General features: G+C 73.6%; 13 protein-coding genes. 4 read left to right on the top strand and 9 right to left on the bottom strand.

Annotation, left to right across the window (positions count from 1 at the left end; all coding sequences use genetic code 11):
* Positions 1–115: 115 nt before the first annotated feature.
* Both ACFVFH_RS33745 and ACFVFH_RS33740 read right to left on the bottom strand, forming a co-directional pair.
* Complete coding sequence (locus ACFVFH_RS33745; protein WP_383776135.1) at positions 116–1,051, bottom strand: hypothetical protein; 936 nt, start codon at positions 1,049–1,051, stop codon at positions 116–118.
* A 66-nt stretch (positions 1,052–1,117) separates the two neighbouring features.
* Positions 1,118–3,094 carry an acetoacetate--CoA ligase gene (locus ACFVFH_RS33740; protein WP_383776133.1) on the bottom strand — a complete coding sequence of 659 codons (1,977 nt, stop codon included), beginning with the start codon at positions 3,092–3,094 and terminating at the stop codon, positions 1,118–1,120.
* Between the two features lie 221 nt (positions 3,095–3,315).
* Here ACFVFH_RS33740 and ACFVFH_RS33735 point away from each other — a divergent pair, with 221 nt between their 5' ends.
* Entirely contained in the window at positions 3,316–5,667 is a 2,352-nt protein-coding gene (locus ACFVFH_RS33735) for a glycoside hydrolase family 31 protein (protein WP_383776131.1), read from the top strand.
* Between the two features lie 27 nt (positions 5,668–5,694).
* Here ACFVFH_RS33735 and ACFVFH_RS33730 read toward each other — a convergent pair whose 3' ends face one another.
* Entirely contained in the window at positions 5,695–6,228 is a 534-nt protein-coding gene (locus ACFVFH_RS33730) for an NUDIX domain-containing protein (protein ID WP_383776128.1), read from the bottom strand.
* A 57-nt stretch (positions 6,229–6,285) separates the two neighbouring features.
* Here ACFVFH_RS33730 and ACFVFH_RS33725 point away from each other — a divergent pair, with 57 nt between their 5' ends.
* Both ACFVFH_RS33725 and ACFVFH_RS33720 read left to right on the top strand, forming a co-directional pair.
* Entirely contained in the window at positions 6,286–7,092 is an 807-nt protein-coding gene (locus tag ACFVFH_RS33725) for a M15 family metallopeptidase (RefSeq protein ID WP_383776126.1), read from the top strand.
* Between the two features lie 118 nt (positions 7,093–7,210).
* A complete protein-coding gene (locus tag ACFVFH_RS33720; RefSeq protein WP_383776124.1) occupies positions 7,211–7,582 on the top strand; it encodes an Mpo1-like protein in 372 nt (123 codons plus the stop codon).
* Between the two features lie 126 nt (positions 7,583–7,708).
* Here the strand turns inward: ACFVFH_RS33720 and ACFVFH_RS33715 are convergent, their stop codons facing one another.
* Genes ACFVFH_RS33715 through ACFVFH_RS33700 form a run of 4 tightly spaced genes read right to left on the bottom strand, consistent with a single transcriptional unit; the run spans position 7,709 to position 11,999 of the window.
* Positions 7,709–8,314 carry an ATP/GTP-binding protein gene (locus tag ACFVFH_RS33715; protein WP_383776121.1) on the bottom strand — a complete coding sequence of 202 codons (606 nt, stop codon included), beginning with the start codon at positions 8,312–8,314 and terminating at the stop codon, positions 7,709–7,711.
* Positions 8,295–8,717 (bottom strand): DUF742 domain-containing protein, encoded by a 423-nt coding sequence (locus ACFVFH_RS33710; RefSeq protein WP_383776119.1) that lies wholly within the window; start codon positions 8,715–8,717, stop codon positions 8,295–8,297. Before ACFVFH_RS33710 ends, ACFVFH_RS33715 begins: the two co-directional genes overlap by 20 nt.
* 7 nt (positions 8,718–8,724) lie before the next feature.
* Positions 8,725–9,168 (bottom strand): roadblock/LC7 domain-containing protein, encoded by a 444-nt coding sequence (locus tag ACFVFH_RS33705; RefSeq protein ID WP_383776116.1) that lies wholly within the window; start codon positions 9,166–9,168, stop codon positions 8,725–8,727.
* The gene (locus ACFVFH_RS33700; protein WP_383776114.1) at positions 9,165–11,999 is read right to left on the bottom strand and encodes a nitrate- and nitrite sensing domain-containing protein; all 2,835 of its coding nucleotides are present in this window, start codon (positions 11,997–11,999) and stop codon (positions 9,165–9,167) included. Before ACFVFH_RS33700 ends, ACFVFH_RS33705 begins: the two co-directional genes overlap by 4 nt.
* 478 nt (positions 12,000–12,477) lie before the next feature.
* On the opposite strand from ACFVFH_RS33700, the gene ACFVFH_RS33695 reads away from it, so the two are divergent.
* Positions 12,478–12,951: a hypothetical protein gene (locus tag ACFVFH_RS33695; RefSeq protein WP_383776112.1), complete on the top strand. Its 474-nt coding sequence runs from the start codon at positions 12,478–12,480 to the stop codon at positions 12,949–12,951.
* A 280-nt stretch (positions 12,952–13,231) separates the two neighbouring features.
* Here ACFVFH_RS33695 and ACFVFH_RS33690 read toward each other — a convergent pair whose 3' ends face one another.
* A complete protein-coding gene (locus ACFVFH_RS33690) occupies positions 13,232–18,055 on the bottom strand; it encodes a hypothetical protein (RefSeq protein ID WP_383776111.1) in 4,824 nt (1,607 codons plus the stop codon).
* A 57-nt stretch (positions 18,056–18,112) separates the two neighbouring features.
* Positions 18,113–19,042 (bottom strand): hypothetical protein, encoded by a 930-nt coding sequence (locus ACFVFH_RS33685; protein WP_383776109.1) that lies wholly within the window; start codon positions 19,040–19,042, stop codon positions 18,113–18,115.
* Positions 19,043–19,159: the final 117 nt, after the last annotated feature.

Raw genomic sequence — 19,159 nt, 5'->3', positions numbered from 1 at the left:
GCGCGGGGGGGGGGGGGGCGCGCCCGTGGGGGTGCTGCGGGGTTTTTTGCGCTGCGGGGTTTGTGGGGGGGGGGGGGCCCCCCGCCGTGGGGGGGGGCACCCCCCCTCCGGCATGTCAGTGGTGGGCTTCCGGTTCGTCCGCGCCGAGGTCGAAGCCGGCGCAGTACTCCACATGGGACTCCGGGGCGACCGGCTCGCCGGTGTCGGCGTCGGTGCAGTAGGCGCTGAAGACCTCGCCGGCGCTGAGCGGGACCAGGCCGCCTCGGATCAGCCGCCAGCCGTGCACCCGGTCCTGGGCGCCGGGGCTGCTCGTACGGAGCACGACTCCCCCGGGCTTCTCCAGGGCGATGGCGACGGCGAGCACCATGACGAACTCCGCCCCCTCCTCCGGTTCGAGCCGGGCCGGTCCGGTGGAGTCGCGCTCGGTGTGCAGGACGGCGATCAGGTGCTCCTCGTCGGCGGGGGTGCTGCAGACCAGGTGGTGGGTGCCGGGGCCGGCGGTCTCCAGGATGCGGTGCAGGAGGTGCGAGGCCCGGTCGAAGGAGGCGTGGCCGACGTCCTGGCCGCAGTCCGCGCACGGGCCGACGCCGGCCAGGAGCGTCGTGGCGTACTCCCAGGTGGCGCGCCGGACGGCTCGGCCGATCAGGAGCGGGATCAGGGTGTCGATGGGTTGTCCGGTGTAGGCGACGGTGGCTCCGGCCGAGGCGATCCGGGCGGTGAAGCGGCTGCGGTTGGCCGGGTCGTCGGGTGCGAGTCCGGACTCGGCGCAGAATTCCGCGTACTCCTCCGGGTCGAAGAGGGCGACCGTGGCGTGGGCGCCCTGTGCGCGGAGGTCCTTCAGCAGGGTCTCGACCTGTCGCAGATAGACGGTGTGGTCGTCGAAGGTGAAGGAGCGGTAGCACCGCATCGCCGCGAAGTCCCTCTCGTCGGCCAACAGGCCGATGGTGCTGGGTGCTTCGCGGCGCAGCGTGCGTCGCATGGACGCGGCGGACCTGCGGTGTCCGGCGGTCCTGCCGGGATTGCTGTTGCCGTTGTTCCTGTTGTGCGCCATGACTCCCCCAGTGCGCTGCGATCATTGCTCACTCAGAGTAATCAGGGGCACTGACAGTGTGTGCGGTCAGCGGCGCTTGCGGGCGAGGTCCTCGTAGAAGTGGAGGAGTTCGAGGTTGTCGATCGAGCCGGGGTTGACCGCCTTGGCGAGCGCCGTGCCCTGGAGGAGGCGTTTGACCGGGACCTCGATGCGCTTGCCGGTGAGGGTGTGCGGGATGGCGGGGACTTCGATGACCTCGTCCGGGACGTGGCGCGGGGAGAGGTTCTCCCGGATGGTCCGTTTGATGCTGTCGCGCAGTTCGTCGTCGAGCCGTGCGCCGTCGGCGAGGTGGACGAAGAGGGGCATCCAGTAGCCGCCGTCGGGCTCTTCGAGGCCGATGACGAGGGATTCGCGGATCTCGGGGAGCCGCTCGACGGCCTCGTAGATGTCGGCGGAGCCCATCCGTACGCCCTGGCGGTTGAGGGTGGAGTCGGAGCGGCCGTGGATGATGACCGAGCCGTGTTCGGTGATCGTGATCCAGTCGCCGTGGCGCCAGACGCCGGGGTACATGTCGAAGTAGCTGTCGTGGTAGCGGCTGCCGTCGGGGTCGTTCCAGAACCGGATGGGCATGGAGGGCATGGGTGCGGCGACGACGAGTTCGCCGACCTCGCCGATGAGCGGTTCGCCCGCCGGGTCCCAGGACCGCAGGTCCGTGCCCAGGCAGGCGGCCTGGAGCTCCCCGATGTGCACGGGGAGGGTGGGGACCGCTCCGGCGAAGCAGCTGCAGACGTCCGTGCCGCCGCTGACCGAGGCGATCCACAGGTCGTCGGCCACCTCGTCGTGGAGCCAGCGGAAGCCGTCGGGCGGGAGCGGGGAGCCGGTGGTGGCGACGCACTGGACACGGGAGAGGTCGAAGTCGCGGCCCGGGTGGACGCCCGCCTTGCGGCAGGCCATGACGTAGGCGGCGGAGGTGCCGAAGAGGGTGGCGCCGGTCTGTTCGGCGACACGCCACTGGGCGCTGACGTCGGGGTGGCCGGGGCTTCCGTCGTACAGCACGAGGGTGGTGCCGGTGAGGAGGCCGGAGACGAGGAAGTTCCACATCATCCAGCCCGTGGAGGTGTACCAGAAGAAGCGGTCCTCGGGGCCGAGGTCGCAGTGCAGGCCGATCTGTTTGAAGTGCTCCAGCAGGATGCCGCCCTGGGACTGCACGATCGCCTTGGGGAGCCCGGTGGTGCCGGAGGAGTAGAGCACCCACAGGGGGTGGTCGAAGGGGACCTGCTCGAAGACGGGCTCGGTGTCGGCGGAGGTGAGGGCGGACCATTCGAGGGCGCCCTCGGGGGCCTCGGTGCCCAGCAGCGGGATGTGGACGACGGCGCGCAGGGTGGGCAGTTCGCGGCGGAGTTCGGCGACGGTGTCGGCGCGGTGGTGTTCCTTGCCGCCGTAGCGGTAGCCGTCGACCGTGAAGAGGACGACGGGTTCGACCTGCTGGAAGCGGTCGAGGACGCTGCGGGCACCGAAGTCCGGGGCGCAGGAGGTCCAGACGGCGCCGACGGCCGCGGTGGCGAGGAAGGCGACGACGGCCTCGGGGATGTTGGGGAGGTAGCCGCTGACCCGGTCGCCCGGTGCGACGCCCAGGGCGCGCAGCTCGGCGGCGAGCGAGCCGACCCGGCGGCGCAGGGCGGACCAGGAGACGGGGACCTGGGTGTGGCTCTCGTCGACGTGGAGCAGGGCGGGGGCGTCCGCACGCAGCGGGTCCTCGGCGGTGCGCAGCGCGTGTTCGGCGTAGTTGAGGGTGGCGCCGGGGAACCACTGGGCGCCGGGCATGGTGCGGTCGGCGAGGACGGTCTCGTACGGGGTGGAGAAGCGTACGTCGAACCAGTCGGCGACGGCCTGCCAGAAGGTGTCGAGCGCGTCCACGGACCACTGGTGCAGTGCCGGGTAGCCGCCCTCGGCCGGTGCTCCGTAGCGCTGGGAGGCCCAGCTCTGGAAGCGGGTGACGGCGGCGGCCGCGATGCGGTCGGGGCCGGGCTGCCAGAGGGGGGTTTCGTTGGCTGCGGCGGTCATGGGGCGGCTCCCTGGCTGTACGGGTACGCGGGATGGGCGTGGGTCGCGCGCACGTGCTGGGGTGTGCGCGTGAGGCGGCTGTCAGGGACGATGCCATGTGATCGTCCTTCGCACCAGGGTTCCCCGCCCATGGTCGCGGGTCCGGACATGTGGTCCGGCCACGGGTGAACGGAAGTTGAACGGAGCCCTCGTCCGCCCCGTCGGATGGCAGGGTGAGCTGCATGGACGGTCGTGACCTGGTGCGCTCGGTGAAGATGGTCGGTTCGGTGCGGGGGCTGCGCGCGTGGCGCTCCTCCTGGCGCCGCCGTAGTGCGGATGCGCGGGCGCTGCCCGCGCGTGGTGCGGAGCGGGCCCGCGTGCCCGGTCCGGTGGTGGAGGCGGAGCCGGGGCCGGGCGGGGGCGTGGTGCGGTTCGCGCGTTCGGAGTTGCGGGTGCGGGTGGCGGTGGGCGGTGCGGTGTTCTGGGGGTGGGACGGGGCGGAGCCGCTGCCGTCGTACGCGCTGCCCGGGGCCGCGCCGGAGCCGGATCCCCGGGCGGTGCTGGAGCCGGACACGGACGGCGGCTGGCAGGTGGTCTCGGAGCGGTTGACCGTCGCGGTGTCGCGGCACGGGGCGGTGGAGCTGCGTACTCCGGGCGGGGTGGTGCTCCGGCGCGAGCTGCCGCCGCGCTGGTGGGAGCCGGTGGCGGGGGGTGGGGCCCGGTGGGTGCAGCGTTCCGAGGTACCGGCGGACGCGCGGTTCTTCGGGCTGGGCGGCCGGGCGTCGGGGCCGCGGCTGCGGGACGGTGTGTACGGGCTGTGGAACACCGATCCCGGGGGGCGGTTCGGGCCCGGGGACGATCCGCTGTATCTGACGATGCCGGTGCAGTTCGTGGTGGGTGACGCGGGGACGCATCTGATGTTCCACGACAACACCTGGCCGGGGCAGGTGACTCTGCGCGAGGGCGAGGAGGGTGCGGGCTCGGGGCATGACCGGCCGGGGATGTGCGAGGTGCGGATGGATGGGGGCCCGTTGCGCTGCTGGGTGGTGACGGGGACGCCGGCCCGGGTGCTCCAGGGCTGGACGGCTCTGACGGGTGCCCCGGCACTGCCCCCGTCCTGGGCGCTGGGTCCGCAGCATGCCCGGTGGGGGTTCGGGAGCGAGCGGGAGGTCCGGCGGGTGGTCGCCGGCTACCGGCAGCGGGGGCTTCCCCTGTCCGTGCTGCATCTGGACATCGACCACTACGACGGCCACCGGGTGTTCACCGTCGATCACGGGCGCTTTCCCGATCTGCCGGGTCTGGCGAAGGAGCTGCGGGAGGACGGGGTGCGGTTGGTGTCGATCGTCGATCCCGCGGTGAAGGCGGAGCCGGGGGACGCGGTGTTCGACGCGGGGGCGGCGGTCGGGGACGGCGGGGCGTTCGTCCGGGACGCGCGGGGGCGTGTGGTGCGCGGGGAGATGTGGCCGGGTGAGTGCGTGTTCCCGGACTTCACCGATCCGGGGGTGCGGGAGTGGTGGAGCGGTCTGTACGAGGAGCGGCTGGCGCAGGGGTTCTCGGGGGTGTGGCACGACATGAACGAGCCGGTGTCGTTCGCCGCGTTCGGTGATCCGACCCTGCCGCGGTCGGCGCGGCACGCTCTGGAGGGGCGCGGGGGCGATCACCGCGAGGCCCACAACGTGTACGCGCTCGCGATGGCGCGTGCCGGGTACGAGGGGCTGCGCCGGCTGCGGCCCGCGGAGCGTCCGTTCCTGTTCTCGCGTTCCGGCTGGGCGGGGATGCAGCGGTACGGGGGCACCTGGTCCGGTGATGTGGCGACCGGCTGGCCGGGGCTGCGGGCCTCGTTGGCTCTGGTGCTGGGGCTGGGGCTGTGCGGAGTGCCGTATTCGGGGCCCGATGTGGGCGGGTTCGACGGGTCGCCGTCGCCCGAGTTGTATCTGCGGTGGTTCCAGCTGGGCGCGTATCTGCCCTTGTTCCGTACCCATGCGGCGATCGATGCCGGGCGGCGGGAGCCGTGGGAGTTCGGGCCGCAGGTGCTCGAACACGCGCGGGCCGCGCTGATGGAGCGGGAGCGGCTGCACCCGTATCTCGTGACGCTGTCGCGGCTGGCGGCGCTGACCGGTGCGCCGTACGTGCGGCCGTTGTGGTGGGGCGCGCCCGGGGACCGGGCGCTGCGGGACTGCGAGGACGCGTTCCTGCTGGGTGACGCCCTGCTGGTGGCGCCGGTGCTGGAGCGCGGTACGGATCGCCGGGCGGTGCGGTTGCCGCGGGGGCGCTGGTACGACACGGCGACCGGTGAGGCGTACGAGGGTCCGGGTCAGGTGCTGCTCGACGCGCCGCTGTCGCGGATTCCGGTGCTGGCTCGGGCGGGGGCGGTGCTGCCGGTGCGGGGTGCGGACGGCGGTACGGAGCTGGAGGTGTGGGCTCCGGCGGCGGGTCGCGGCGGGGGCGGGCTGGTGGTGCGGGACGCCGGGGACGGCTGGGAGCGGGCGGAGGTCGAGCGGTACACGTCGCGGTGGGTGGAGGGGCGGGTCCTGGTCGAGCGGGAGGGTGCGGAGGGGCCGGTGGAGTGCCCGGCGCGGGTGCGGGGCCGGTAGGCGGGTCCCTGGTGCGGCGGCGGGCGGTCAGCGGTAGCCGCCGTCGAACCAGGTGCGGACGGCGTGGGTGTGCAGGGGGAAGGCGAGCCCGGTGGGCTCCCCGAGCAGCCGGAAGCCGGTGGTCTCGTCGGTGGGGCGGGAGGGTGGGAGCGCGGCCGCGGGGCGTTCCGGGAGGAGGCCGAAAAGGAGCAGGTGGCCGTCGGGGGCGCTGAGGGCGTCGGCGAGGCGGACGTCCCGTGCGTCGGCGTCGATGCCGGTCTCCTCGCCGAGTTCCCGGACGACCGCGTGTTTCCAGTCCTCGTCGTGGTCGATGTAGCCGCCGGGGAGGGCGAGACCACCGCGGTGGGGCGGGATGGCGCGGGTGATCACGACGAGGCCGGTGCCGTGCCGGCCGGTGACGGGGAGCAGGGCCACGGCGACCGGCAGCGGATTGCGGTGGGCGGTGGCGCCGCAGGCGGTGCAGGTACGGGGCCAGGAGGCGGCTTCGGCGTAGGGCGCTCCGCAGCTGCCGCAGTGGGAGTCCCTGGCCGGTTTGCGGGGGTGGTGCTCGGACGCGGACACGCGCGGACTGTACCCGATCGTCCGGCGGGCTCCCCCGCGTTCCTGGATTATGTGCCCATGACAGGTCTCGCTTCCGCTTTCCGTGTCCTGGCGGCCACCGCCGCCGCCCTGCTCGCCGTCACCGCCGCCGCCCCCACGGCCGGGGCGCGGCCCGAGCCGAAGGCGCCGGAGGAGTTCGTCGCGCTGAGCTCGGTCGACCCGACGATCATCCAGGAGATGCGCTACCCCACCGCCCACACCTTCATGGGCGTCCCGGTGGACGGGTACCGACACCCGCTCTGCATCCTGACCCGGCCCGCGGCGCGGGCCCTGCACGCGGCGCAGACCCGGCTGCTGCGCCGCGGCTACTCGCTGAAGGTGTACGACTGCTACCGGCCGCAGCGGGCGGTCGACCACTTCGTACGGTGGGCGAAGGACCTCGACGACCAGACCATGAAGGGCGAGTTCTACCCCCGGGTCGACAAGACACGGCTGTTCGAGGACGGCTACATCGCGGAGAAGTCCGGGCACAGCCGTGGCAGCACGGTGGATCTGACGCTGGTGAGACTGCCTGCCGCACCGACCCCGCCGTACCGGCCCGGCAGCCCGCAGGTGCCGTGCTACGCACCTGCGGCCGAGCGGTTCCCGGACAATTCCGTGGACATGGGTACCGGGTTCGACTGCTTCGACACGCTCTCGCACACCGACGATCCCCGCGTCCGGGGGAAGCAGCGCGCCCACCGGCAGTTCCTGAAGAGGACGCTCGTGGACGCCGGTTTCGTGAATCTGGCCGAGGAGTGGTGGCACTACACCTTCACGCCCGAGCCGTTCCCGGACACCTACTTCGACTTCCCGGTCGCCCGGCGGTCCGTCGCGGGGCACTGACGCCTCCGCGCGGAGACGGACGGCCGGGACCACCCCCGTGGGCCCCGGTCGTCCGCTTCGTCTCCTCCGACGCGGTCCGGCCGTTTCCGGTTGCGCTCCGAGCCGTTACGGTGCCCGTATGTCACAGCAGACGTTCGATTCGTACGAGGAGTTCTGGCCCTACTACGTGGCGATGCACTCGAAGGCCGCGACCCGGTGGGTCCATCTGACCGGCACGCTGACCGGGCTCGCGGTCACCGCCTACGGTCTGGCACGGGGGCGCAGGAGGTACGCGGCCGCGCTGCCGCTGATCGGGTACGGGACCGCCTGGCCCGCGCACTTCCTGATCGAGAAGAACAATCCGGCCACGTTCGGGCATCCCGCCTGGTCGCTCCGCGGCGATGTGCGGATGATCCGGATGATGCTGGCGGGACGCGACCGGGAGCTGGCCGAAACCGCCGCCAAGTGGCTCGCCGAGAACGGCGGCCGCCCGGAGGGCCAGGAGTCCTGACGGTCCGTCGTCGCGGGCGGGGTCTCCCGGGCCGGTGCCCGGGTGTTCCGTGCGGATCGGGCCGGATCCGCACGGAGGAACCCGGGCGCTGTCCCGGGATTCCCGGCGGGCGTGCGACGACGGCCCTCAGGTCGTGGCCGGCTCCGGTACGCGTTCCACCCGGGCCACCGCGTGCTCGACGACGGTCACGAGCACGTCCCGTGCCGAGCCCCGGTCGCGTGCGTCGCACATGAGCACGGGCACTTCCGGGTCCAGGTCCAGCGCGGCCTGCACCGTCTCGGTGGCGAACGTGTCCGCCCCCTCGAAGCAGTTGACGGCCACGGTGAACGGAATCCTGCGGCGTTCGAAGTAGTCGACCGCCGCGAAGCAGTCCTCCAGCCGCCGGGTGTCCGCGAGCACGACCGCTCCCAGCGCCCCCTGGGCCAGCTCGTCCCACAGGAACCAGAAGCGGTCCTGTCCCGGGGTGCCGAAGAGGTACAGCACCAGGTCCTCGCGGAGGGTGATCCGTCCGAAGTCCATGGCGACGGTGGTGGTGGTCTTCGTCTCCACCCCCGCCAGGTCGTCCACGGGACGGCCCGCCTCGCTCAGTCTCTCCTCCGTGCGCAGCGGCCTGATCTCACTGACCGCGCCGACCAGAGTCGTCTTGCCCACTCCGAAGCCGCCCGCCACCAGGATTTTCAGGGTAACGGGCTCCACGGGCCGCTTCTTGCGGCTAGAGCGCCCGAAGGCCATTGATCACCTCGCGAAGAATGTTCACGTCCGGCAGCTCGGCCGGCGGAACGGGACGGGTTACGTGCACCAGCTCGTCCTCGACGAGATCGCCGACCAGCACCCGGACCACCCCGACGGGGAGGTCGAGGCCGGCCGCGAGTTCGGCGATCGACTGGGGCATGCCACTGCAGAGTTCGACGATCTCCACGTGTTCCGGGGAGAGCGTCTGGTCGCGGCCGGGGTCGTCGGCCTCGGGTTCGGGCACGACGACCGCGATCAGGTCGAGCCGATGGCGGGAGGCGCTGCTGGTACGGCCCCGGGTCATCGCGTACGGACGGACCACCGGTCCCGCGTCGGCGTCGTACCAGCGCGAGGCCCGGGGGTCGGTGGGCGTCGCCGGAGATCTGGAGGAGTCAGCGCTCACCGTCCCCTCACCCCCCGGCGGACAGACCGGCCGTCCGGGGCGCGTTGGCCAGATGTGCGCCGACCCGCTTGACCATCAGCGTCATCTCGTACGCCACCTGGCCCACGTCGGAGTCCGCGTCGGCCAGCACCGCGAGACAGCTGCCGTCACCGGCCGCGGTGACGAACAGGAACGCCTCGTCGAGTTCGACGACGGTCTGGCGGACGCGGCCCGCGTCGAAGTGGCGCCCGACGCCCTTGGCGAGACTGTGGAATCCGGAGGCGACGGCCGCCAGATGCTCGCTGTCCTCGCGCGTCAGGTCCTTCGACGTGCCGGTGGCGAGGCCGTCGCTGGAGAGCACCAGCGCCTTGTGGATGCTGGCGACGCGCTCGACGAGTTCGTCGAGCAGCCAGTTGAGCTGGCCGGAGCCCTGGCGTGCGGCGTTGGTTGCTGCGACGTTCGGTGCGGTCATCGACCGTCCCCTCCCGGAGTGGTTCCTTGTGCTGTGTCACCGGGACCGGTCACGTCCTCGGCGTTCTGCCGACGGCCTCGCTGCCAGCCCCGCTGGAGAGAAGCCATGCGGCTGCGCACCTCCTCCGCATCACGCTCGAAGTCCGTATCCGGTTCCGATCGGACCGGCTCGGCATCGCGGATGCCCGATTCCTCGCGCAGTTGCGGGGCGAGGCTGGCCTGCCGGATTCGGCGGGGCAGTCCGCCCACGGTCTCCCGGGTGCTCGGGGCACCGGGGGTCGCGGGCTTCTCGGGTGGGGCGGGCTCGGTGGGTTTCCGGAAGCCGGTGGGCTGCCGGGGTTCGGTGGCCGCCCCGGGACGTCCGCGGTCGGCGTCGGGGGGCGTGCTGTCGGTGGCGGGTCCGCCCGCGCCGGCGGAGCCGGGCCCGGCGGCGTGCTCGGCGGTCGCGGGGTGGGCGCGGCCCGGCCCGTCGACCCGGCGGCCGTTGTCGGTGATCAGGGTCGGCGGTTTGCGGCGGGGCAGCGGCACCGGGCCGACGGGACGCGTCGGGCGTGCGCCGGTCGGCTGCTCGGCCCCCTGGTCGTCGGCCTGCTGGTGCTGATCGCGGTCGGCGTCGCGGCGGAGGTCGCGGGCGCGGAAGATACCGCCTCGTTCGCTCTCGGTGTCGTCGATGTCGGAGGAGCCGTCCAGCAGGGGGTCGAGCAGCGGGTCGTTCTCGAATCCCAGCGCTCCGACGGGGCCTTCGAGCTCCACGGGGCCGTCCAGGAGGGCGGGGTCCACCAGTCCGGTCGGAACGGGGGCGAGCCCGGCGGCCCGGCGGTCCGGTGCGCCGTCCTTGCGGGCCCGGTCGCCGCCGGAGGCTTCGCCGGGCGCCCTGCCGCCGCCGATCGCCCGCTCGGCCCGGCGGTCGAGACGGAATCCGGTGCCGTGCGTCTCCGGGGCGTCGGTGAGCAGCGCCGCCGGGATGAAGACCACGGCGGTCGTGCCGCCGTACGGAGAGGTCTGCAGCGAGACGCGGACGTTCTGGCGCTGGGCGAGACGGCTGACCACGAACAGGCCGAGCCGGTCGGTGTCGGAGAGCTCGAACTCGGGGGTCTCGGCGAGCCGGAGGTTGGCGTCCAGGAGGACGTCCGGCTGCATGCCGAGGCCCCGGTCGTGGATTTCGAGCGTGAAGCCGTTGGAGACGCGTTCGCCGTGCACCTGGACCGCGGTGTGCGGGGGCGAGAACACGGTGGCGTTCTCCAGGAGTTCGGCGATCAGATGGGTGAGGTCGGCGACGGCGGGGCCGCCGACACCGATGCGGGGCAGACGGCGGACCTCGATCCGTTCGTAGTCCTCGACCTCGGCGACCGCCGCGCGCACCACGTCCATCAGCTGGATGGGCTTGCGCCACTGGCGGGACGGGGCGGCGCCGGAGAGGATCACCAGGCCCTCGGCGTGGCGGCGCATGCGGGTGGTGAGGTGGTCGAGACGGAAGAGGTCGGCGAGTTCGTCGGTGTTCTCGGTACGGCGCTCCATGGAGTCCAGCAGGGTCAGCTGCCGGTGCAGGAGCACCTGGTTGCGGCGGGCGAGGTTGACGAAGACCTCGGACACCCCGCGTCGCATGTCCGCCTGTTTGACGGCCGCCTCGACGGCCGCCCGTTGCAAGGTGTTGAGGGCCTGGCCGACCTGGCCTATCTCGTCGCGTTCGTACTGGAGGTGCGGGGCCTCGGTCTCGACGTCGACCTGCTCCCCGGCGGCGAGTCTGCGCATCACGCTGGGCAGTCGCACGCCGGAGACCTCGTGGGCGTCCTTGCGGAGCCGGGAGAGGTCGCGGATCAGCTCGCGGCCGATGCGTACGGAGACGAACACCGAGGCGATCAGGGCGAGGAAGCCGAGGACGCCCGCGATACCGGCCTGGATCAGGACGCGGTAGCCGGCGGGCTTGCCGCGGTCCTGGAAGCGGTGGTTCATCTCGGTGGAGTCGTTGGCCAGCCGCTCCAGGACCGGCGGGGCCGCCTCCTGCCAGCGCTCGGCGTCGACGGAGCGCGGGTCCTGGGTGGGTCCGCCCTCGATGAGGGTCTTCTCCGCCGTCCGCAGCGGCTCGCTGTCGGGGCTCGCCCAGTACTGCTCCACGCGTCGGCGCTCCGCCGCGGGCAGCGCGTCTACGTTGATCTCGTAGAGCAGCTCGCGGCTGGCCACGAGGTCGGAGATCTGGCGCAGCTCGGCGGCGGTGAGCCGTCCGGCGATCAGCGACGAGGAGACCAGGGCGTCCTCGCGGGAAAGCATTTCGCGGGCCCGTGAGACGCCGACCAGTGCCCGGACCTGCTTGTCCATCGACACGTTCTCCATCGTGCGGAGACCGGTCAGGAAGCGGTAACAGGGGTCGATGAGCCGGCCGTAGAAGTCCATCGCCCTGGAACGGTCGATGGTGCGCCTGTCGACCGATTCGCGGAGCGCGCCCAGGCCCTCGACGGTGCTGAAGATCGAATTCAGCTGGGCGTCGTCGTCGGAGCTGAGCGCGTCACGGATGTCTTTCTGCCGGGCGCTGTCCTTGACGCCGGTCAGGACGCGGTCGGTGGCCGCGCGCCGGCGTTGCAGGAGCGGGAGTGCGTCGGAGGCCCTGGGGTCGGCGAGGAAGACCAGCGTCTGGCGGCGCTCGTTCTGCAGGGCGCGGACGGTGTTCTCCAGGGGGTGGCCGACCTTTTCCATGATCGTGCTCGCGCTCAGCATGTGCCGGGCCTCGCGCCCCGTCAGATAGGTGGCGAATCCCCAGAGTCCGGTGAGGGAAACGAGGGGCACCAGCAGCAGCGCCACGATCTTCCTGCGGATGGACTTTCCGCGAAAGCGCATGGACTCCCCCAGCTCGACCCCGCGGAGCGGCGGTCGTGTTTCGTCAACAAACGGCGCGAGCCTACTACTGACGAGGTAACAACTCGAAGGACTGTCCGGACGATTTTCAGCCGTGCTATCCGGTGTTGGTCACGGGTTGTCCTGGTATTCCGTGCAATGAAATTCGCGAAAGCGGCAGAAGAGACCAGCCAGAGCTGCATGATGATCGGTAGGGCAGTTGGCTGGAACTCTTCGCTTCTCGTCGGCTCGGGGGAATCTTCACGACCGTCCACTCGTCTCTCGGTACGGGACAGGGGCAACACGGGGAGAGCCGGGGCGCGTTCAGCGGGATCATGGTGGGGGCAGGGCCGTCCGCTCCGGCGAGCGGGCGGCGCGGTGCGGACACCACGGGGCAAGGACGGCCTGATCCGCCCGCGTAGAAACGGCGCATGCCGGGCAGCAACCCTGAAGTCGGACTGCGGTGGGGAGTTGAGAGTCCTTGAAGACGGAACAGCGTCGGGGCGCGGTGTGGTCGGCACCGGCCGCGACGGCGAGTTCGGCGGCGGGGGGCGGGGCGAGAATCCCGCGTCAGCAGCTGTGGGTGGAGGAGCCCGCGACCCGGCGACGGATGCCGGACCCGGTGCGCCGCTCCGCGGTGCGCGCGGTCCTCATCATGTCGCTGACGATCATCCAGGCGATGGTGGCGTTCCTGTGCACGCTGGCCGGGTCCTGGCTGGCCTTTCCGATGGTGCTGAGCGGCGTGGGCAGCACGGTGGTCGCGACCTGGTCGGTGCTGGACGTCTGGGTCACCCGCCAGGTGTGGAACCAGCGCAACGGCGTGGTGTCGGTGCCGAGCAGTTCGGCGCGGCAGCTGCGCCGGGAGCGGCGCAGGGCACGGCGGGCCCAGCGGTCCGCACAGCGGGACGAGGCGCGGATACGCCGCCGGGGCGCGGGAAACCTGTCCCGGGCCTGAGGGTCCACGGGCGGGGCGACGGCGCGCGTCCCCGCGTGCCGTCGCCCGGCCCCTCCCCGGTCGTTCCCGGTCGGCGCGCCTGTGCCCGTCCCTGATCGGCCCGTTGCCGCGCGTTCCCGGGTCGGCGCGCCCGTGCTCGTCCCGGTCGGCCCGTGCCCGCGCACGGCCGGTCGGTGCACCCGGGCCCGTTCCCGGCCGTCGGTGCACCCGGGCCCGTTCCCGGTCGGCCGCCCCCGCTCGTTTTGGCGTGCTCGTCGTGCGGTGTTCCCGCTCCGGTTGTCTACGCGTCGGAGGGGACGGGAGCGGGTGCGTCGGCGGTCCCGGGGGAGGCCGGGGCACGCTTGAACATCCGGGTGGCGGTGATCTCGCCGTGCACCGTCTCCCCGTTCGGGTCCTGCTGCGGCAGTCCGGGGCGCAGATGTTCCTCCACGCTGATGTATTTCAGTCCGGCACGCAGGTCCGCGTCATTGCGCAATCGGATGACCAGCGGGAATTCGGCGAGTGCCGTGGTGTCGAAAAGCCCGGTCGTGTAGAGCAGCTGCACGCCCAGCGCGTCCGAGACCGCGCGCTGGAGCTCCAGCAGATAGGTGGCGTTGGCACGGCCGATGGGATTGTCCAGGAAGAGGGTGCCCGCGTGCCGGTGCTGGTGCCGGTCACGGCCCCGGTCGTTGCTGCGCAGCGCGGCCATCGTGCAGTACAGGGCGATGGCCGCGGTGAGCAGCTGGCCGCCGGAGAAGACGTCGCCCATCTGTCCGACCGGGACGCGCTCGGCGCGGAGCACGGCGTCCGGCTTGAGGATCTCCACGGCGATGCCCTTGGGTTCCAGGGCCGCCTGCACACCGCGCAGCAGCAGGGACATGCCGTCCCTGCGCAGGTCCGAGTTCTTCTTCAGCGCGGCGCGGGTCGCCTCGTCGACGACCTCGCCGAGCCGCTCGGTGAGCACCGCCTGGTCGGGCTCATCGAAGCGGATCCGGAGGAACTCCTGACCGGACCACTCCCCCAGTCCTTCGGGCAGCCGGGAGAGGCGCTGGGCGGACCGGAGGGTGGTGAGCGCGGACTCGACGAGACCGCGGAGCCGGTCGACGATGGAGTCGCGGTTGCGCTCCAGCTGGGCGAGTTCGTCGGTGAGCACCCGGAGCCGGGGCGCGAAGGCGGCGGCCCACTTCTCGGCGTGCTCGGGCAGCGCCGCGGCCGGCAGTTCGCGGATCTGCTGACGGGCGGGGGTGCGGACCTGTTCGTACCGCGTGGAGTTGGCGTGCCGTACGAGGACGTCGCTCGCCTCGCGTACGGCGCTCTCGGCGGCGGAGAGGTCGGCGGCACAGCCGCGCAGTGAGCGGCGGGCCTCGGCGGCGGAGTGCCGGGCCTCGTCCAGGCTGCCGGGGTACGGCTCGGGGGCCTCGGCGTCGTCCTCCGTGCCGTGGTCCCTGAGCAGGTCGCGCAGGAGCGCCGCCGTCTCGTCGAAGCCGCCTGCCGAGTCCTCGGCGGTCCGGTGGGCGTGCAGCAGCTCGGCATGGGCGGCGCGGGCGGTCTCCAGGGTCGCGGTGGCGGCGGCCAGCTCGGCCGTGGCGGTGCGCAGGAAGGTCTGGGCCTGGTCGGCGTCGGCGGGTACCAGCTCCTCGGGGAGCTCGGTGTGGTGCGACTCGCCGTCGACCGGGGCCAGGCGTTCGGCCTCGCCGCGGAACCGGCCCAGTTGCTCGCTCGCCGTGGAGGCCCTGGTCTCCAGGAGCTGTACCAGGGACTCGGCCCGTGCGGCGGCCGCCTGCCGGGAGGGGCCGTCCGCGCCGTCGGTGCCTTCGAGGAGCTGGGCGGCGCGGGTGCGGACCTTGTTGGTGAGCCGGTCGAGCTCGGCGAGTGCGGCGCTCTCGTCGCTTTCCGCGCGGGCCTGCTCGGCGCGCAGATCGGCGCCGACGCCGACCTTCTCGTAGAGCTGGGAGGCGGCCCGGTACGCCTCGCGCAGGGCGGGGAGCGCGGGGCGCGGGTTCCCGTCGTCCCCGGGCTCCGGGAGCTGTTCGGGGGCGCCCGCGATCTCCGCTCGTTCGGCGCGCAGGGCGCGGGCCGTGCGCCGGGCGTCGTCGGCGGCGCGCTGGGCGGCCCTGCGGTCCTCGTCGGCGGCGCGGGCCCGGTCCAGGCAGACCGTGGCACGGGCTTCGGACTCGGCGGCCTCGTCGACGAGTTCGCGGAGTTTCGCCTGCCAGCCGGCGCGTTCGCGGAGCCGGTGGGCGAGGCCCGCGAGGGCGTCGGCGGCGCGGCGGGCGCGCTGGGCGGCCTCTTGGCGCTCGTCGCGGACGCGGGCGGTGTCCGCGGCGGCCTCGTCGGCCTCGGCGCGCACCGTGCGTGCTTCGGCGAGCTCGGCCTCGGCGGTCTCCGCCGCGGTGCGGGCGGTGCGGGCGGCCTCGGCGAGTTCGGCGAGCATGCCGGGCGGGCAGTCGGCCCGCCAGGAGCCGATGCGGGCGGCGAGGGAGCGGTCGGCGGTGAGGCGGGCCGCGAGGGTCCGGATGTCCTCGTCGCGGGCCGTGGCCCTGCTCCTGAGGGCCTGCCGCTCCTCGTCGGCCGCGTGTTCGTCGTGCATCGCCGGGTTCGGCGGGACCAGGAACACGCCTTCCGTGCTCGCCGCCCGGCCCTCGTCGGCCGCCGGGACCGGGGCGAGCAGCGCGGCGGCGGTGCCGACGGCGACCGCGGAGCGCGGCAGCAGGGCCGCGCCGCTGAGGACCTCCCGGGCGCGGGCGTGCGAGTCGGGGTCGGTGATGACCACGCCGTCGACGAGCTCGGGACGGGCGGCGAGGACGGCCGCGTGGTCGGCGGGGTCGACGGCCTGGGCGAGGTAGCGCCAGCCGGGCAGGGCGGGGATGCCGTGCTCGCCCAGGTACTCGACGGTGGCGAGGACGTCGGGGCCGGGCGGCAGCAGTCCGCCGTCGCCCAGCGCGCCGAGGATGCGGGAGTCGTCGGCGGCGGCGGTGCGCAGCTCGAAGAGGCGGCGTTCGGCGGAGGCGATGGACTGGTCGAGCAGCTCCCGCAGTTCGTCGGCGCTGCGGTCGAACTCCTGGGCGGTGAGCGGCTGTTCGTGGGCAGTGGTCTGCTCGGCCGTGGCGGTCCGGGTGCCCTGTGCCGCGTGGGCCGGGTCTCCCGGACGCCCGGGAGACTCCGTGCCGGCGGGCCGGTCGGTCGCGGCCGGGCCGGTGTCGGCGCCGTGCGGGGTGTCGGGGTCCGTGTCCGTTCCGGTCGCGGAGCGGCGGGGGCGGGGCACTCCGGTGCCCTGGGCGGCGGGCAGGCCCAGCAGGTCGGCCAGCCGGTGGTCGGCGGCGATCGACTCGGCGGCCCTGAGCTCGGCCTCGTAGGACTGTTCCGCGGCCTGTGCGGCGTCGGCGGCGCGTGCCGCGGCGAGTTCGGCGCGGCTGTCGGCGGCCGCGGCCTGCCTGGCCGCGTCGGCCGCCGCGCGGGCGGCCTCCCTCGCGGTGTCCCAGGCGGCGACGGCGGATGTCTCGGCGTCGCTGGCGGCGAGGGCGGCGCGCGCCGGGTCGGCGTCGGGGGCGGTGTCGTCGAGCCAGCCCGCCCGTACCGCCTGGGCCGTCTCCTGCTCGACCTCGGCGAGGCGCTGGCGCAGATGTCCGGCTTCGCTGCGGGCGCGCTGGGCCTCGGTGGCGGCGGTGGTGGCGTCCCGGTGGGCGGTCTCGCCGGCGGCCTGGAGGGTGTCGGAGCGTTCCTCCTCCTCGTTGGCGCGGGTCTCACCGGCCTCGGCGGCGGTGTGCAGCGCCCGGACGAGGTCGGCGGCGGCCTCGGCGCGGGCGGCGAGCGCGGGCGCGGCGTCCCGTTCGGCCTCGCGGATGGCGACGGCCACCCGTGCGGAGCGGTCGGCGGCGGCGCGATGGCGCAGTACGGCCTCGGCGGCCTGCCAGGCGGAGTGCAGGGTGCGGGCGTCGCCCAGTTCGCGGCGCTGGGCGGCGGCGCCCTTCTCCGCCGCGGTGAGGGCCAGGGAGGCGTGCCGGTAGGCGAGTTCGGCGGCGATCAGGGCGCTGCGGCCGCGGGCCTCTTCGGCCGTGGTGACGGTGTGCGCGGCGCCCGTGACCTGCTGGGCCAGCTCGGTGGTCCGGCCGCGTTCCTCTCCGGCGCGGGCGGCGAGCCTGCGGGCGAGCGTACGGGTGCGGCGCTCGGCTCCGGCGTGGATGTCCCGGGCACGGGAGCGGGTGTCCGCAGCCTCGACGATCCGGCCGAGGAGGTCGACCGAGCCCGCGGTGAAGTCGCGCTCGGCGGTCAGCTCGGCGCGGCGGCCCAGCTTGTTGCCGAAGCCGCTCACCAGGTCGGCGAGGCCGTCGGTGTCGCGGGTGTCGGTGACGGCGCGGAGCAGCAGGTCGGTGAAGTCGGAGTCCTTCTTGACCGCGAAGAGTCCGGCCGCCTCGCCCTCGTCGGCGTTCATCTCGCGCTGGTAGCGGAAGAGTTCGGGATCGAGGCCGAGGTCTCCGAGGTGTTCGTTCCAGCGGTCGTGGATCTCCTCCCAGTGCACGTCGAGGTGCTGGTAGAACTTGCCCGCCTCGGTGAGGGCGTCGCGGAAGCCCTTCATCGTGCGCCGTCTGCCCTGGGCGCCGGAGACGCCTTCGACGGGCCGTCGTACGGATGTCGCCTCGGCGACCGGCAGGGAGTCCAGGCTGAGACCCGGGCCCGGCCGGAAGGAGTACCAGGCCTCGGCGAACTTCCGCGGGTCGTTGGAGACCTGCCGTCCGCGCCATTCGCTGACCTTGCCGACGACCACGCACTCGCCGGTGAGGGTGTGCTGCCACTCCAGGGCGACATGGCCGCAGTCGTCGGCGAGCAGGAACTTGCGCAGCACGCCGGAGCTGGCGCCGCCGAGGGTGTTGCGGTGGCCGGGCAGCATGACCGAGAAGATCAGCTTGAGCAGTACGGACTTGCCGCCGCCGTTCTCCAGGAAGAGCACCCCGGCCGGGGCGGGCCGACGCGGCGGGCCGGTGGGCTCCTCCTCGAAGAACTCCGCCTGGGCCGGCGCGGGGTTGGGCACGGGCTCGCCCACTCCGCGCAGGTCAAGCACGGTGTCGGCGTAGCGCGCACCGGCAGGCCCGATGGAGTAGAGGCGGACCCGGGACAGCTCGTACATGGCGGCGGACTCTCGTCGTTCAGGCAGCGGGGGGAGGACGGGGGTGGGGCGGGCCGGTCAGGCGTGGAAGGGCAGGCCCGCGTCGGCGGCCAGCTCCAGGTCGTCGGGGTCGGGCGGCGGGAGCAGCGTCGCCGTGCCGTCGGTGACCGGTACGACACCCAGGTCCAGCAGTTCGGCCATGGCGGCGCTGCCTGCCATGTCGCGGACCTGGAGCTGGTAGCGGGCGGTGGTGCGGAAGGCGCCCCCGGCGTCGTCGCCGGTGCGCTGGAGGAAGCCGGAGTCGGTGAGGAAGGCGACGGCCTTGCCGACGATGCCGGTGGTGGAACCGGCCAGTCGCCGGGCGTCCTTCGTGGCGCCGGTGGAGCTGCGCCGGGCGTAGATCCGCCAGGCTGCTTCGAGTCCGGGGGCGTCGGTGGCGGGGTCGGTGTTGTCCCCGTGCTCCTCGGCGCGCTCCTCCAGGCGGTGGCACGCCTGGCGGACGAAGGAGTCGACGCCGTTGACGGTGATCCGGCCGATGTACGCGTCGTCGGCGAGGTCCTCGGGGCGGGGGAAGGCCATCGCGGCGACGGCGAGGTGGGCGAGCCCGTGCAGGAAGCGGTCGGCGGAGTCGGACGAGGCGCGGCGGGCGTAGTCGCCCATGCGGACGGCGAAGACGGAGTCCTCGGCGGCGGTGACGGCCATGCCGGCGCGGGTGGACACTTCCAGCACGACCAGGCCGAGCCCGGTCGCCACGGCGTCGGCGAGCCGGGCGAAGGCGGGCGCCTCCCGGTAGCGGCGGAGCAGTTCGGCGTATTCGGCGTCGCGGGCGGGGAGCAGCTTGGGCTGGAGCCCGAAGGCGACGAGCCGGGCGGCGTCGGCCGCGTCGGCCGGGGTGACGGGCGCGGCGGGCGCGGGGGCCGACTGGTCGGCGGGGCCGGTGCCTTCCGTCGGGTACGCGGCGGTCGGCTCGCTCCACGCGTCGGTGTGCTGTGCGCGGTGGTCGCTCACGACGGTCGCTCCTTGCTGCGGCAGGTCTTCGGTACGGGGTGGGCGGCGCCGGCTCCGGCGGTGGCCGTGCCGGGCGACGCGGTACGGCCGGGGCACGGGGCCGACGGCGCGACGCGT

The sequence above is a fragment of the Streptomyces sp. NPDC057697 genome (genome assembly GCF_042799335.1).
Taxonomy (GTDB): domain Bacteria; phylum Actinomycetota; class Actinomycetes; order Streptomycetales; family Streptomycetaceae; genus Streptomyces.
This window is presented reverse-complemented; position numbering and strand designations above follow the sequence as displayed.

Bases quoted from the DNA above. Each gene is read 5' to 3' on its own strand.
- ACFVFH_RS33715 (WP_383776121.1), bottom strand. From the start codon at position 8,314: ATGGCCTTCGGGCGCTCTAGCCGCAAGAAGCGGCCCGTGGAGCCCGTT.
- ACFVFH_RS33745 (WP_383776135.1), bottom strand. From the start codon at position 1,051: ATGGCGCACAACAGGAACAACGGCAACAGCAATCCCGGCAGGACCGCC.
- ACFVFH_RS33700 (WP_383776114.1), bottom strand. From the start codon at position 11,999: ATGCGCTTTCGCGGAAAGTCCATCCGCAGGAAGATCGTGGCGCTGCTG.
- ACFVFH_RS33705 (WP_383776116.1), bottom strand. From the start codon at position 9,168: ATGACCGCACCGAACGTCGCAGCAACCAACGCCGCACGCCAGGGCTCC.
- ACFVFH_RS33690 (WP_383776111.1), bottom strand. From the start codon at position 18,055: ATGTACGAGCTGTCCCGGGTCCGCCTCTACTCCATCGGGCCTGCCGGT.
- ACFVFH_RS33725 (WP_383776126.1), top strand. From the start codon at position 6,286: ATGACAGGTCTCGCTTCCGCTTTCCGTGTCCTGGCGGCCACCGCCGCC.
- ACFVFH_RS33720 (WP_383776124.1), top strand. From the start codon at position 7,211: ATGTCACAGCAGACGTTCGATTCGTACGAGGAGTTCTGGCCCTACTAC.
- ACFVFH_RS33735 (WP_383776131.1), top strand. From the start codon at position 3,316: ATGGACGGTCGTGACCTGGTGCGCTCGGTGAAGATGGTCGGTTCGGTG.
- ACFVFH_RS33740 (WP_383776133.1), bottom strand. From the start codon at position 3,094: ATGACCGCCGCAGCCAACGAAACCCCCCTCTGGCAGCCCGGCCCCGAC.